The 13,743-nt window shown below is 63.7% G+C and carries 14 protein-coding genes and 1 pseudogene; all 15 read left to right on the top strand.

Annotated elements, in window-relative coordinates; translation table 11 throughout:
* The first annotated feature begins 301 nt into the window (after positions 1-301).
* The 15 genes and pseudogenes from ruvC to ftsH all read left to right on the top strand — a co-directional run bounded on the left by ruvC (position 302) and on the right by ftsH (position 13,411).
* Complete coding sequence (ruvC, locus tag AC0L2Y_RS33810) at positions 302-811, top strand: crossover junction endodeoxyribonuclease RuvC (protein WP_352489255.1); 510 nt, start codon at positions 302-304, stop codon at positions 809-811.
* A gap of 10 nt (positions 812-821) precedes the next feature.
* Positions 822-1,442: a Holliday junction branch migration protein RuvA gene (gene ruvA, locus AC0L2Y_RS33805; RefSeq protein WP_352522865.1), complete on the top strand. Its 621-nt coding sequence runs from the start codon at positions 822-824 to the stop codon at positions 1,440-1,442.
* Between the two features lie 40 nt (positions 1,443-1,482).
* Positions 1,483-1,767, top strand: coding sequence for an AbrB/MazE/SpoVT family DNA-binding domain-containing protein (locus AC0L2Y_RS33800; RefSeq protein ID WP_473562233.1), 285 nt, complete (start codon positions 1,483-1,485; stop codon positions 1,765-1,767).
* Between the two features lie 46 nt (positions 1,768-1,813).
* Positions 1,814-2,854 carry a Holliday junction branch migration DNA helicase RuvB gene (ruvB, locus tag AC0L2Y_RS33795; RefSeq protein ID WP_473562232.1) on the top strand — a complete coding sequence of 347 codons (1,041 nt, stop codon included), beginning with the start codon at positions 1,814-1,816 and terminating at the stop codon, positions 2,852-2,854.
* Positions 2,855-2,981: 127 nt separating this feature from the next.
* Entirely contained in the window at positions 2,982-3,452 is a 471-nt protein-coding gene (ybgC, locus tag AC0L2Y_RS33790; RefSeq protein WP_352767624.1) for a tol-pal system-associated acyl-CoA thioesterase, read from the top strand.
* Between the two features lie 294 nt (positions 3,453-3,746).
* Entirely contained in the window at positions 3,747-4,457 is a 711-nt protein-coding gene (gene tolQ / locus AC0L2Y_RS33785; RefSeq protein ID WP_352489260.1) for a protein TolQ, read from the top strand.
* 9 nt (positions 4,458-4,466) lie between these two features.
* On the top strand, positions 4,467-4,925 hold the full coding sequence (tolR, locus tag AC0L2Y_RS33780) for a protein TolR (RefSeq protein ID WP_254816466.1): 459 nt from the start codon (positions 4,467-4,469) through the stop codon (positions 4,923-4,925).
* 7 nt (positions 4,926-4,932) lie between these two features.
* Positions 4,933-6,090 (top strand): TonB family protein, encoded by a 1,158-nt coding sequence (locus AC0L2Y_RS33775; protein ID WP_473562231.1) that lies wholly within the window; start codon positions 4,933-4,935, stop codon positions 6,088-6,090.
* A gap of 40 nt (positions 6,091-6,130) precedes the next feature.
* A complete protein-coding gene (gene tolB, locus AC0L2Y_RS33770) occupies positions 6,131-7,441 on the top strand; it encodes a Tol-Pal system beta propeller repeat protein TolB (RefSeq protein ID WP_473562230.1) in 1,311 nt (436 codons plus the stop codon).
* Positions 7,442-7,484: 43 nt separating this feature from the next.
* Positions 7,485-7,616: pseudogene (locus tag AC0L2Y_RS33765) on the top strand (four helix bundle protein); the annotation flags it as partial.
* A gap of 95 nt (positions 7,617-7,711) precedes the next feature.
* A complete protein-coding gene (locus AC0L2Y_RS33760) occupies positions 7,712-7,861 on the top strand; it encodes a four helix bundle protein (protein WP_473562229.1) in 150 nt (49 codons plus the stop codon).
* Between the two features lie 232 nt (positions 7,862-8,093).
* Positions 8,094-8,600, top strand: a complete 507-nt coding sequence (gene pal / locus AC0L2Y_RS33755) for a peptidoglycan-associated lipoprotein Pal (RefSeq protein ID WP_023677992.1) — start codon at positions 8,094-8,096, stop codon at positions 8,598-8,600.
* A gap of 188 nt (positions 8,601-8,788) precedes the next feature.
* Complete coding sequence (gene ybgF, locus AC0L2Y_RS33750; RefSeq protein ID WP_473562228.1) at positions 8,789-9,904, top strand: tol-pal system protein YbgF; 1,116 nt, start codon at positions 8,789-8,791, stop codon at positions 9,902-9,904.
* 57 nt (positions 9,905-9,961) lie between these two features.
* Positions 9,962-11,380 (top strand): tRNA lysidine(34) synthetase TilS, encoded by a 1,419-nt coding sequence (tilS, locus tag AC0L2Y_RS33745; protein WP_473562234.1) that lies wholly within the window; start codon positions 9,962-9,964, stop codon positions 11,378-11,380.
* Positions 11,381-11,485: 105 nt separating this feature from the next.
* Positions 11,486-13,411, top strand: a complete 1,926-nt coding sequence (gene ftsH / locus AC0L2Y_RS33740) for an ATP-dependent zinc metalloprotease FtsH (protein WP_023677989.1) — start codon at positions 11,486-11,488, stop codon at positions 13,409-13,411.
* Positions 13,412-13,743: the final 332 nt, after the last annotated feature.

Below are 13,743 nucleotides of genomic sequence, written 5' to 3'. Positions count from 1 at the left end.
GTCTCCCTTGATTGAGATCTGCAACGACCTCATTCTGGCACATCACGATGCCGTCGGGGGCCGTCCACCCCAACACGGACCCAAATGTCCGCTGCGCTCCGGCCTTCGCCGGCCGAAGCCCTTATAAGCGCCTCCGCCTGATGAAGGCTACGGCCGGCGTAGGCCGGTTCTCGAAACCACCACCATATGACTCGCCGGAGCGACTTTCGAAACGGTCCCAGAGGGGACATGACGAGCCATCGTTTCTGGTTTGTTCACATTTCGCTGGCATCGCTCCCCTAGCCAAGGGTAAACTTGGCGGATGGGGGAAGCGATTCGCATCATCGGCATCGATCCGGGGCTGAGGCGCACTGGTTGGGGCATCGTCGAAAGCCTCGGAAATTCGCTGCGCTTTGTCGCCTCCGGCACCGTGCGGTCCGACGACAAGGCGGCGCTGGCGGTCCGTCTTTGCCAATTGCATGACGGGCTCGCCGAGGTCCTGCATGCCGCGATGCCGCACGAGGCGGCGGTCGAGCAAACTTTCGTCAACAAGGACGCCGCGGCTACGCTCAAACTCGGCCAGGCACGCGGCATCGCGATGCTGGTGCCGGCGCGCGCCGGCCTCGTCGTTGCCGAATATGCGCCAAACGCCGTCAAAAAGGCGGTGATCGGCGTCGGCCATGGCGACAAGAAGCAGATCCACATGATGGTCAAGGTACTGATGCCGAAAGCGACTTTCGACAGCGACGATGCCGCCGACGCGCTGGCTATCGCCATCTGTCACGCGCATCACCGGCAGAGCATCGCCTACAGGATGGCGGCGCTGGCATGAGGGATCGCAAATGATCGGCAAGCTAAAAGGCACGCTGGACGAGATCGACGAGGATTTCTGCATCGTCGACGTGCATGGCGTCGGCTATGTCGCCTATTGCTCGGCGCGCACGCTTGCCGCATTGCCGCCGCCCGGCGAGGCGGTGGTGCTGTTCATCGAGACCTATGTGCGCGAGGACATGCTGCGGCTCTACGGCTTCCAGTCGGTGCTGGAGCGGGAATGGTTCCGGCTGTTGATGAACAATGTACAGGGCGTCGGCGCCAAGGTGGCGCTGGCCATCCTGTCGACGCTGGCGCCAGCCGACCTCGCCAACGCGATTGCGTTGCGCGATATCGCCATGGTCAGCCGGGCGCCTGGCGTCGGCAAGAAGGTGGCCGAGCGCATCGTCACCGAATTGAAGAACAAGGCGCCGGCCTATGCGGGCACTGCCTCCGGCACCATCGGCCTGAAGCAGGAGCTCGGTGAGGGCGTTGCTTCGGCGCCGATCACCGACGCGGTCTCGGCGCTGGTCAATCTCGGCTACTCGCGCGACACCGCCGCCAATGCAGTGGCGGCGGCGCTGAAGACGGCGGGCGAAGAGGCGGACGCGTCGAAGCTGATCCGCTTCGGGCTAAAGGAGCTGGCACGGTGAGACGTTGCCCGACAAATAAATTCCGACTAGGAACAAGAGCATGGTCGGATATGCGGGCTTGACCTCCAGGGGGCAGCTTACGATTCCAAAGAAAGTCCGGAACGAGTTGTCGCTCAAGTCAGGCGATACTGTTGCCTGGACGGTCGTGGAGGGTCTCCTGATAGGAACGCCGCGCAATCTCGAATTTGCCGACCTCGCTGGATTTCTAGGTGATCCACCTGACGGGCCCGTTACGTTGGAACAGATCGACGCGGTGGTAAGAGATGCAGTAGGCCGCCATGTTGTTGGCGAGCAGCAAGACGCCGAACGAGAGGGTGCCGGGTGACCTTGATCCGTGTCGATACGAACTTTTTCCTTCGAGCGGTATGCGCATGAGCCTTTCGCCACGCCTCATTGCTCCCGACAGACGCGGCGAGGACGCCGAGCAGACCTTGCGGCCGCAGACGCTTGGCGACTTCGTCGGCCAGGCTGCGGTGCGGGCCAATCTCAAAGTGTTCATCGAAGCCGCCAAGGGCCGCAGCGAAGCGCTCGACCATGTGCTGTTCGTCGGGCCGCCCGGCCTCGGCAAGACGACGCTGGCGCAAATCATGGCGCGCGAACTCGGCGTCAATTTCCGCTCGACCTCGGGTCCGGTCATCGCTAAGGCCGGCGATCTCGCGGCGCTGCTGACCAACCTCGAAGACCGCGACGTGCTGTTCATCGACGAGATCCACCGGCTCAACCCGGCGGTCGAGGAAATCCTCTATCCGGCGATGGAGGATTTCCAGCTCGACCTGATCATTGGCGAGGGGCCGGCGGCCCGCTCGGTGAAGATCGACCTTGCCCGCTTCACGCTCGTCGCCGCCACCACCCGGCTCGGCCTGTTGACCAACCCGCTGCGCGACCGCTTCGGCATTCCGGTAAGGCTCAATTTCTATTCCGTCGAGGAACTCGAGCAGATCGTGCGGCGCGGTGCCCGCATCCTTGCCATGCCGCTCGGCGACGACGGTGCCTTGGAGATCGCCCGGAGGGCGCGCGGCACGCCGCGCATCGCCGGCCGGCTGTTGCGCCGGGTGCGCGACTTCGCCAGCGTTGCCGGCGACGGCCATGTCGACCGCAAGATCGCCGATGAGGCGCTGACGCGGCTGGAGGTCGACGGGCTCGGCCTCGACGCGCTCGACCGCCGTTATCTCCAGATGATCGCCCGGAATTTCGGCGGCGGGCCGGTCGGCATCGAGACCATCGCGGCCGGGCTTTCGGAGCCACGCGATGCCATCGAGGACATCATCGAGCCCTTTCTGATCCAGCAAGGCTTTATCATGCGCACGCCGCGCGGCCGCGTGCTGGCGGCCAATGCCTGGCGGCATCTCGGCCTCGAGGCGCCGAAGGACCTGGCGCAGCAGCAGATCAGCCTCTTCCAGGAAGAGCCGTAAGTTCCGCTGCTTATGGCTTCGGTGCTGGCAGTTCCCGGCCCCGCCCTCCAGGTCTTGATCATCGCCGGTCTATGCGCAAAACAGGTGTTGCTTGAAACAGGGCCCGTCGGGCCAAAAGGACAGCGCAATGGACGATCACGGTGAATCGGCATTGTCCGCCGGGCTTTCCGGCGCGCTGACGGAATTCGGCCATCGATTGATGGCGCGGGTCTATTATGCAGACACCGATTTTTCCGGCGTCGTCTACCACGCGCGCTATCTCGAATTCTTCGAGCGCGGCCGTTCCGACTATCTGCGGCTGGCCGGCGTCCACCACACCGAGCTTGCCGACGGCAAGCATGGCGAGAAAATAGTCTGGGTGGTGCGGCGCATGGAGATCGATTTTCGCGGTTCGGCCCGCATGGACGACATCCTGACCATCGATACGCGCACCGAAGACATTTCCGGCGCCCGCATCGTCATGGCGCAGCAGTTGAAACGCGGCAGCGAAGTGCTGGTCGAGGCGCGGGTCGAAGCGGCGATCGTCGGCGAGAATGGCCGGCCGCGGCGCTTTCCGAAGGACTGGATCGCGGCCTTCATGCCCAGAACGCGCAAATAAAGGTTCAGAGGCAAACGATCCCGGAGCTCCCGTCCGGGCCAGGATCACCGGGCGCTCGTCGGGGCGCGGCAATGCGCCGCGCTGTACGTCCTAACCCATCCTTAACCATAACGGTCCATGAAGGGATTGGTTAAGATTGGAAGAATCCAAGCGCCTTCCTTTCACCAATATTTGCCCTGAAAAGGCCGCCAACGGTGCATTTGGGGTTATTCCGCAAGCTTAACGCGAACGGACCACAAGGGATGCCCATGGGCCAGCCGCCAGCCACGCCCGGAAAATCTTTAAGGACGTAACATGGAAAACATCGCTCTCGCCGACCCGGGCGCGCATTTATCGATTTGGGCCTTGTTCATGCAGGCCGGTTGGGTGGTCAAGCTGGTCATGATCGGCTTGCTCTGCGCCTCGATCTGGACCTGGGCGATCATCGTCGACAAGCTCGTCGCCTATGCCCGCATGCGGCTGGCGCTCAATCGCTTCGAACAGGTGTTCTGGTCGGGACAGTCGCTGGAAGAACTTTACCGCACGCTCGCTGACCGCAAGACGACCGGCATGAGTGCGATCTTCGTCGCCGCCATGCGCGAATGGAAGAAGAGCTTCGAGAAGGGCGCGAAATCGCCGCTCGGCCTGCAGACCCGCATCGACAAGGCGATGGATCTGGCGCTGACCCGCGAGATGGAAAAGCTGGAAGGGCGGCTCGGCTTTCTCGCCACCACCGGCTCGGCGGCGCCCTTCATCGGCCTGTTCGGCACGGTTATCGGCATCATGACCTCGTTCCAGGCGATCGCCGCCTCGAAGAACACCAGCCTGTCGGTGGTCGCGCCCGGCATCGCCGAAGCGCTGCTGGCGACGGCCATCGGCCTGCTCGCCGCCATTCCCGCCGTCATCGCCTATAACAAGCTGTCGTCGGACGCCAGCAAGATCGCCGTGCGCATGGAAGGCTTCGCGGATGAGTTCTCCGCCATACTCTCGCGCCAAATCGATGAAAAAGTCGCGCAGAAGGCCTGAGGAACGATCATGGGAATGTCCGTAAGCGCAGGTGGTGGAGGACGCGGCGGGCGCGGCCACAGGCGGCGCGGCCGCCATCACGCCTTGATATCGGAGATCAACGTCACGCCGATGGTCGACGTGATGCTGGTGCTGCTCATCATCTTCATGGTCGCAGCACCCTTGCTGACGGTCGGCGTGCCGATCGACCTGCCGGATACCCAGGCCAAAGCGATGAACGCCGATACGCAGCCTATAACCGTGTCCATCAACCCGGCCGGTCAGATCTACCTCCAGGAAACCGAGATCCCGATCGAGGAATTGGTGGCGAAGCTGCAGGCGATCTCGAAGACCGGCTATGACGAGCGCATTTTCATCAGGGGTGACAAGGCGACGGATTACGGCACGGCCATGAAGGTGATGGCCCGCATCTCGGCTGCCGGCTACAAGAATATCGGCCTGGTTTCACTGCAGGAACAGGATCAATAGACGCAAGATGAGGACCGGCCTCACCACATCGGTGATCTTGCATACGGTGGCGATCGCCTTCGGGCTGTTCACGTTGTCCTCGCCGCCCGCGATGCCTGCGTCCGATGCGGAATCGGTGTCGGTCGAGATCGTGCCGATGGAAGCGACGGCACAGGTCCTGCAAGGCGACAAGAAATCTGTGATGCACGATAAGCCGGCGCCGCTGCCGACGCAGCGTCCCGACATCGTTCCCGACGCCCAGAAAGTCGGCGAGAACAGTGTCGACACCGACAAACCGCCGACGCCTGAGGCCAAGCCTCAGCCAGTCGATATGACGGCAGCTCCGCCACCCGCGCCGACCCCGGTCGAGAAGCCCAAGCCTGAGGACGTGCCGAAGCCGAAGGAAGAGCCGAAGCCTATTCCCGCTACGGAGGTGGCGCCGGTGCCGCAGCCGAAGGAAGAGGTCAAGCCCGAGCCTGTCAAGCAGACCGAACCCAAGCCGACCCCGGCCAAGGAGCCGACGCCCACGCCGCCGCAGGACAAGACTGCCGCGATCGAGCCGCAGCCCGAGGTCAAGCCGGACGCCGTCGCCGAGGCGATTGCCAAGCAACCGCCAACCGAGGAGGCGCAGCTTCCGGACTCGGCGCCAGCACCCGAGGCTCGGCCGAAGCCGCAGCCGGCCCAGGCCGAAAGCGCCAAGGCGCCCGAGCGCAAGGATGCCGACAAGCCGGTCAAGGAAGCCTCGTCCAGGCCGAAATCGGACGACAAGCAATTCAACGCCGACGAGATTTCGGCTCTGCTCGACAAGCGGAAGCCGTCCGGCGGCGGCGCCAAGCGCTCGACCCAGCAAGCATCCCTCGGCGGCGACAAGGATCAGGGCCAGAAGCTTTCGAAATCGGAGCAGGGGGCATTGGAGGCCCAGCTTGGCGGTTGTTGGACGCTTCCGGCAGGGCTCGAGGGTTCGGAGAATTTCGTCGTGGTGGTCCGGTTTAATCTGGACGCCTCCGGCAAGCTGGATGGCCGGCCGAGCGTTGAAAAGTCGAGCGGAAACCGCCCGTTTGACGAAAGTGCAGTGCGCGCGGTTCAGAAATGCGACATGGCCGGCCTGCAGGTTCCGGCGGGCAAGCAAGACATCTGGTCCGACGTTCGGGTCACTTTCGACCCCAGGGAGATGCTCGGTCTTTAGGCCCGGCTCCCACAGAATCAGCGAAGAGAAGCGAGAAGACATGAAATCCATCCTCAAGCCGCTCCTGACGATCGCAGCGATGGCGCTGGGTATGACCGTTGCCGTCACCCTGCCGGCGCGGGCGCTCGTTGAGCTCAACGTCAACAAGGGCAATGTCGAGCCGTTGCCGATCGCCATCACGGACTTCCAGGGCGGCGATGCGCTCGGCGCCGAGATTTCCGGCATCGTCAGTGCCGACCTGAAACGCTCCGGGCTGTTCGCGCCGATCGACAAAAGCGCTTTCATTGAAAAGATATCGAACCCGGATGCCACGCCGCGCTTCGAGGACTGGAAGGTGATCAACGCCCAGGCTCTGGTCACCGGCAGCGTTGGCAAGGAGGCAGACGGCCGCATCCGTGCCCAGTACCGGCTGTGGGACACCTTCGCCGGCCAGCAGATGTCGGGCGAACAGTTCTTCGCCAACGACGCCAATACCAGGCGCGTCGCCCATATCATCGCCGACGCGATCTACGAGCGGCTGACCGGCGAGAAGGGCTATTTCGACACGCGCGTCGTCTTCATCGACGAGTCCGGTGCCAAGAATGCGCGCAAGAAGCGGCTTGCCATCATGGACCAGGACGGCGCCAACGTCCGCTATCTCTCGAACGGCAAATCGATCGTGCTGACGCCGCGCTTCTCGCCGAACCGGCAGGAAATCACCTACATGTCCTATGAGAGCGGTCAGCCGCGGGTGTACCTTTTGCAGATCGAGACGGGGCAGCGCGAGCTGGTCGGCAATTTCCCCGGCATGACGTTTGCGCCGCGCTTTTCGCCGGACGGCCAGAAGGTGATCATGAGCCTGCTGCGCGACGACGGCAATTCCAACATCTTCGCCATGGATCTGAGAAGCCGCTCGACAACCAGGCTTACCAATTCGACCGCCATCGACACCTCACCGTCCTACTCGCCTGACGGCAGCAAGGTGGTGTTCACCTCGGACCGCGGCGGCCGCGCGCAGATTTATGTGATGGGCGCCGACGGCTCGGGCCAGACCCGAATCTCGTTCGGCGACGGCGTCTATTCGACGCCGGTGTGGTCGCCGCGCGGCGATCTCATCGCCTTCACCAAGCAGACCGGCGGCGAATTCCAGATCGGCGTCATGCGCACCGACGGTTCGGGTGAGCGCATCCTGTCCACCGGCTTTCAGCAGGAAGGGCCGACCTGGGCACCCAACGGCCGGGTGCTGATGTTCTTCCGCGATTCCAATGGTGGACCAAAACTTGTTTCGGTCGATCTCACCGGCCGCAACGAACAGTTGATCCCGACGGCGAACTTCGCCTCGGATCCGGCCTGGTCGCCGTTGCTGGAGTGACGGAAGAAGAACAGAGGAATTGAAGAACTGAAGAACTGAGGAGATGGAGAAGCCGGGGCGCTACGTTGAGCGTGCGAGGGAGCTGGAAGTCTACAAACGCGCCTACGCGGTTTCTCTTGAGGTGCATAGAGCCACGCTTGCTTTTCCGAAAATTGAGCAATACGCGCTTGCCGATCAATTGCGACGCTCGAGTAAGGCAATCTGCGCCAATTTAGCTGAGGGATTTGCAAGCAGAGCCATTCCAAAGCCGAATTCGCTCGCTTCGTTTCGATGGCGGTGGGGTCATGCAGCGAAGTGGAGACGTGGATATCTTACGCCTTCGATCTTCAATACATCACGCAGTCCCAACTCGACGCCTGGCGGCGATCTTATGCCCAAATCCATGGGATGCTCGTGAGCCTCAGAGAGAAGCTGACGTAATTCCTTTTCTTCAATTCCTCAGTTCTTCAGTTCCTCAATTCCCTCTTTTTCATGTTTTGGCCGCATTTCCGCCTACGGTCCGCGCTCATTGTCGCCCTTGAGTAGCCCTCGGCAGAACGGTTGTGGACGGCAGCCGAAACCAAATTTTAACCGTGTTTCTTGAGCGCCGGTTAACCCAAACGTGGTTACTGGACGATCAATGAAATCACTCGAATTGCGAAGGAGAGGCGGCATGGGCCGTATCGCAGCACTTACCACAAACCCGGTCATGATCGCGCTGGTCGCGATGCTCGCGATCACCGGTTGCGCCTCGAAGAAGACGCCGAACAGCGCCGCCGATCTCGGCCTCAACGGCGCCGGCGCGGCAACGCCCGGTTCGGCCCAGGACTTCACCGTCAACATCGGCGACCGCATCTTCTTCGACACCGATTCGTCCTCGATCCGCGCCGATGCGCAGACGACGCTGTCGCGCCAGGCGCAGTGGCTGAACCAGTACAAGCAGTATGCCATCGTCATCGAAGGCCATGCCGACGAGCGCGGCACGCGCGAATACAATCTGGCGCTCGGCGCCCGCCGTGCTGCCGCCACCCGCGACTTCCTGGTCGCCAAGGGCGTTTCGGCGCAGCGCCTGAAGACCATTTCCTACGGCAAGGAGCGTCCGGTCGCGGTTTGCGACGACATCTCCTGCTGGTCGCAGAACCGGCGCGCCGTTACCACGCTGGGCGGCGCCGGCTCCTGATCGGCAAAAATGCAACACTTGGTGCGAAAGGCGGCCGCAGGGCCGCCTTTTTCATATCTGCCCGCTCCAAACAAAATTTGGCCGAAGTCTCACGTCCTGTTAAGAGCCGAGAGCGTCTGGCTAGTCCCCAGTTGGCTGGTCTACTTCGAGTGAGAGGCGCGCAACAATGGTTTCACGGCGAGAGGCACATGCATTTCAGATCGGTCTTGAGCGGCACGCTTGCGCTGCTGCTCGTATCAAGTATCGCGGCACTTGCTGACGGTATCGGGGCAAACGGCACCGAGCAGTCATCGGACAGCGGTTTTTCCTTCCATCTGCCGACGATCAAACTGCCCGGCATTTTCGGCGAAAAGAAAAAGCCGGATCAGGTTCAGTTCGCGCAACAGGACGGCACCGGCACTCCGGCGCTGGAGGAACAGCTCCGGCAGATGAACGGCAAGATCGAGGAACTCAATTTCCAGGTCCTGCAGATGCAGGAGCAGATCCGCAAGCAGCAGGAAGACAACGAATTCCGCTTCCAGCAGCTGGAAGGCGGTCCGCAAGGCGCGCAGCAGCCGGCCGAGCAGAAGAAATCCGAGGCGGCGCCTGGCAGCGACGGCCCCAACGGCGACAATAACGTGGCGGAGGCACCGGCAACGCCGGCTCCGGCCGATGCGGGCAAGGCGGCAGACGGCGGCAAAAGCGTCGAGGACGTCATCGTCGAATCGCCCAACAGCGATCCCGGCAAGCTGATCCCCGGCGCGCCGCCCAAGACGTTCGGCACCATCACCGTCGACAAAAACGGCAATGTCGTCGAAGCCGACGGCAATGCGCAGGCGAACGCGCCGGAGCAGAATACGGCCCCAGCCAACGGCGCCAGCGCAGTCGGCAACAAGGCCGGCAAATCCGACGATACGGTGGTCGCGGCACTCCCCTCGACCAACGATCCGGAGGAGCTTTACCGCAATTCTTACCAGTTCATCCTGTCGGGCGACTACAGCACCGCCGAACAGGGTTTCCGCGACCACATCGCCCGTTTTCCCAGGGACGCCAAAGCGGCGGACGCGCATTACTGGCTCGGTGAATCGCTGCTCGGCCAGCAGAAATACCGCGATGCGGCCGAGATTTTCCTCGCTGCCAGCAAGGACTATCCCAAGGCCAAGAAAGCGCCCGACATGCTGCTGAAGCTCGGCGTTTCACTGGTCGGGCTGAAGCAGCGTGATGTGGCCTGTGCCACTTTCAGCGAGATCGGCAAGCGCTACCCCGATATTTCCGGCGCGCTCAAGGAGCGGGTCAAGCAGGAAAGGGCGCTCGCGGCGTGCTAGTTGTTCCGCTGCATGTCGTTGCCCCAAAACCGGGCCCACTTTTGGGCGACATGCATGATGCTCGACACCGAGCCTGACCTTTCGGATTTTTCGCGGATCGACTTTTCCAACGGCGCTGTTGCGGCCGTGTCCGGCGGCAGCGATTCGACCGCCCTTCTCCTCCTCCTCAAAGCCCATCTCGACCGTACCGCGCCGGCAACGAAATTGCTGGCGGTGACGATCGATCATCAATTGCGGCCGCAAGCGGCAGCGGAAGCGCAAGCAGTGGCCAGGCTGTGCGCGGCGCGCGGCATTGCCCATCGCATTCTCGCCTGGTCGGGGCACAAACCATCGACCGGCCTGCCCGCCGCCGCGCGCGAGGCGCGATACCGGCTGCTCGCCGAGGCCGCCGAAGCGGAAGGCATCGGCCTGATCCTGACCGGCCACACCGCCGACGACCAGGCCGAGACCGTGCTGATGCGGCAAGCACGTGACGAGCTGCCAACTGATGAGAAGCCGCGGGGCCTTGCCGGCATGGCGCCGGCAACCCTCTACGAGTGGCGGCACTGGATCGTGCGGCCGCTGCTCGGCGTAAGGCGTGCTGAGCTGCGCGAATTCCTGCGGCGTGAACAGGTTGCCTGGATCGAAGATCCGACCAATGCCGACACCGGTTTCGAGCGGCCGCGCGTCCGCGCAGCACTTGCCGAAGGCGACGGTGCGCCTCGCGTGGCTGAAGCGATAGCACTGGCCAGAAAGGCGGCGGCCGAGCGTGAGCAGCTGGGACATCGCGCGGCCATGCTGATCCGCAGCCTGGTCTCCAGGCCGGCCGCCGGCCTCATCCGCCTCGATCGGGATTTTGCGACGGCCGCCGACAGCCGGGCGGCCATCTATGCGCTGCGTATCCTGCTGGCGGCGACCGGCGGCACCGCCTTCCTTCCCGACCAGGCCCGCAGCGAAGCCCTTTTCGGCCGGCTCCGCACCGGGTCGCTTTGTGCCACATTGTCGCGGACCGTGATCGATGCCCGGCGTGCCGGCATCTTTCTGCATCGCGAATTGCGCGATCTGCCACCCGCTGTCGACGTTTCCGACAATGCCCTTTGGGACGGCCGCAGACGGATCACATTGGGAGACAGTCCGGGTGCATTGTTGATCGCACCGCCGTTGGTAGCACCGCTCGGGGCGGCTCTTGCCGCAAAGCGGGCAATTGCCGGGCATGGCACGCCGGCAAGCCTTGTGCGTGCCGCCTTGGCCGCCGAGCCGGCGCTGTGGCGGGATGGCGAATGCCTTGGCCTGCTCGGGGAAGGCCCGGGTTTGCCCGGGGAAAGCCCGATGCCGGCGGCGGTCGCCGCATATCCGGCAGTTGCGCCCTTCGCCCGTTTCCTGCCGTCCTTCGATCTGGCGCCGGCCGATGGCATCGCTGCCTTGCTTGGCGCGGCGCCGGTTCCAGCCTCGCCATTCGGCGGCCACAGTGCCGGCCTACCACGGGCGAAAGCTTAACTGAGACCTGCTGTTATGCTTGGCAAGGGGGAACGCTCTCCCTATGTTAGGGCCAAGTTTCCTCTCACGACGCGTGTCCGCCCAGCGGCGCCAACGGGACAATTGATGAATCCGAATTATCGCAACCTTGCGCTCTGGGCGATCATAGCGGTCCTGCTCATCGCTCTCTTCAATCTTTTCCAGACGCCGCAGACGCGTGGAGCCTCGAGCGATGTCCCCTATTCGCAGTTCCTGCAGGAAGTCGCGGCGGGACGGATCAAGTCGGTAACCATCGCCGGCGCCCGTATCTCCGGCAACTACACGGACAGCTCAAACGGGTTCCAGACCTATTCGCCCGGGGACCCGTCGCTGGTTTCACGGCTGCAGGACAAGAACGTCACCATCAATGCGCGTCCTGAGTCCGACGGCTCCAATTCGCTGTTCGGCACCCTGATCTCCTGGCTGCCGATGATCCTCATCCTCGGCGTCTGGATATTCTTCATGCGCCAGATGCAATCCGGTTCCGGCCGCGCCATGGGCTTCGGCAAGTCGAAGGCCAAGCTTTTGACAGAAGCGCATGGCCGCGTCACCTTCCAGGACGTCGCCGGCGTCGACGAAGCCAAGGAAGATCTGGAAGAAATCGTCGAGTTCCTGCGCGACCCGCAGAAATTCCAGCGGCTCGGCGGCAAGATCCCGCGCGGCGTGCTGCTCGTCGGTCCTCCCGGAACCGGCAAGACGCTGCTCGCCCGCTCGGTCGCCGGTGAAGCCAACGTGCCGTTCTTCACCATTTCGGGCTCGGACTTTGTCGAGATGTTCGTCGGCGTCGGCGCAAGCCGCGTCCGCGATATGTTCGACCAGGCCAAGAAGAACGCGCCTTGCATCATCTTCATCGACGAAATCGACGCGGTCGGCCGCCATCGCGGCGCCGGCCTCGGCGGCGGCAATGACGAGCGCGAGCAGACGCTGAACCAGCTGCTGGTCGAGATGGATGGCTTCGAATCCAACGAAAGCATCATCCTGATCGCCGCCACCAACCGGCCAGACGTGCTCGATCCGGCGCTGCTGAGGCCGGGCCGCTTCGACCGCCAGGTGGTGGTGCCGAACCCCGACATCGTCGGCCGCGAGAAGATCCTGAAAGTGCATGTGCGCAACGTGCCGCTGGCGCCCAATGTCGACCTCAAGGTGATCGCGCGCGGCACGCCGGGCTTTTCCGGCGCCGACCTGATGAACCTGGTCAACGAATCCGCGCTGATGGCGGCGCGGCGCAACAAGCGCCTCGTCACCATGGCCGAATTCGAGGACGCCAAGGACAAGATCATGATGGGCGCCGAGCGCCGCTCGTCAGCGATGACGCAGGCCGAGAAGGAGCTGACCGCCTATCATGAGGCCGGCCATGCCATCCTGGCGCTCAACGTGCCGTCGGCCGATCCGCTGCACAAGGCGACCATCATCCCGCGCGGCCGGGCACTCGGCATGGTCATGCAGCTGCCGGAAGGCGATCGCTACTCGATGAGCTACAAATACATGATCTCGCGCCTCGCCATCATGATGGGCGGCCGTGTCGCCGAGGAATTCAAATTCGGCAAGGAGAACATCACCTCAGGCGCCTCCTCCGATATCGAGCAGGCGACCAAGCTGGCGCGCGCCATGGTGACGCGCTGGGGCTTCTCCGACAAGCTCGGCCATGTCGCCTATGGCGACAACCAGGAGGAAGTGTTCCTCGGCCATTCGGTGGCGCGCACGCAGAATATCTCGGAAGAGACGGCGCAGATCATCGACGCCGAAGTGCGCCGGCTGATCGACGAGGCCTATTCGACGGCAAGGTCCATCCTGACCAAGAAAAAGAAGGAATGGATCGCGCTGGCGCAGGGCCTGCTCGAATACGAGACGCTGTCCGGCGAGGAGATCAAGCAACTGATCGCCGGCAATAAGCCCGCACGCGACCTCGGCGACGACACACCGCCGAGCCGCGGCTCGGCCGTGCCGAAGTCCGGACGCCGCAAGAAGGGCCCCGAGCCCGAAGGCGGCATGGAACCCCAGCCGTCAAGCTAGGCTCCGACCCAGGAGAGATCGACTTCGAAGCGCCGCGGCTCTAACCGCGGCGTTTTTGTTCAGGAGGTGCCGATAGCCGACCACGGCGCGAAAGCCCCTCACCCATTGCATCCGCTCCGTGACGGCTTCAGCAAATGCAGAGTTACAAGGGGCCTGTCCTGCCGACCTCTGAAGACCTGGGTTCCTCGCCCCCGCAAGGCGGGGGAGAGGTGGGCGCGCAGCGGCCGCCGGGGGGGGGGGGGGGGGTGGCGGGGGGGGGGGGGGGGGGGCGGGGGAGGGGGGGGGGGGGGGCGGGCCCGCGCCGCCGCGCGGGCGGCGTGCGGGGGCGGGGG

This window comes from Mesorhizobium sp. WSM4830 (genome assembly GCF_055811495.1).
Note: the sequence above shows the minus strand (reverse complement) of the source record. Positions and strands in the feature narration are given on the sequence as shown.

What these genes read in the sequence shown, in the direction of transcription:
- ruvC (WP_352489255.1), top strand. Translation starts at nt 302, where the DNA reads ATGGGGGAAGCGATTCGCATCATCGGCATCGATCCGGGGCTGAGGCGC.
- ruvA (WP_352522865.1), top strand. Translation starts at nt 822, where the DNA reads ATGATCGGCAAGCTAAAAGGCACGCTGGACGAGATCGACGAGGATTTC.
- AC0L2Y_RS33800 (WP_473562233.1), top strand. Translation starts at nt 1,483, where the DNA reads ATGGTCGGATATGCGGGCTTGACCTCCAGGGGGCAGCTTACGATTCCA.
- ruvB (WP_473562232.1), top strand. Translation starts at nt 1,814, where the DNA reads ATGAGCCTTTCGCCACGCCTCATTGCTCCCGACAGACGCGGCGAGGAC.
- ybgC (WP_352767624.1), top strand. Translation starts at nt 2,982, where the DNA reads ATGGACGATCACGGTGAATCGGCATTGTCCGCCGGGCTTTCCGGCGCG.
- tolQ (WP_352489260.1), top strand. Translation starts at nt 3,747, where the DNA reads ATGGAAAACATCGCTCTCGCCGACCCGGGCGCGCATTTATCGATTTGG.
- tolR (WP_254816466.1), top strand. Translation starts at nt 4,467, where the DNA reads ATGGGAATGTCCGTAAGCGCAGGTGGTGGAGGACGCGGCGGGCGCGGC.
- AC0L2Y_RS33775 (WP_473562231.1), top strand. Translation starts at nt 4,933, where the DNA reads ATGAGGACCGGCCTCACCACATCGGTGATCTTGCATACGGTGGCGATC.
- tolB (WP_473562230.1), top strand. Translation starts at nt 6,131, where the DNA reads ATGAAATCCATCCTCAAGCCGCTCCTGACGATCGCAGCGATGGCGCTG.
- AC0L2Y_RS33760 (WP_473562229.1), top strand. Translation starts at nt 7,712, where the DNA reads ATGGCGGTGGGGTCATGCAGCGAAGTGGAGACGTGGATATCTTACGCC.
- pal (WP_023677992.1), top strand. Translation starts at nt 8,094, where the DNA reads ATGGGCCGTATCGCAGCACTTACCACAAACCCGGTCATGATCGCGCTG.
- ybgF (WP_473562228.1), top strand. Translation starts at nt 8,789, where the DNA reads ATGCATTTCAGATCGGTCTTGAGCGGCACGCTTGCGCTGCTGCTCGTA.
- tilS (WP_473562234.1), top strand. Translation starts at nt 9,962, where the DNA reads ATGCTCGACACCGAGCCTGACCTTTCGGATTTTTCGCGGATCGACTTT.
- ftsH (WP_023677989.1), top strand. Translation starts at nt 11,486, where the DNA reads ATGAATCCGAATTATCGCAACCTTGCGCTCTGGGCGATCATAGCGGTC.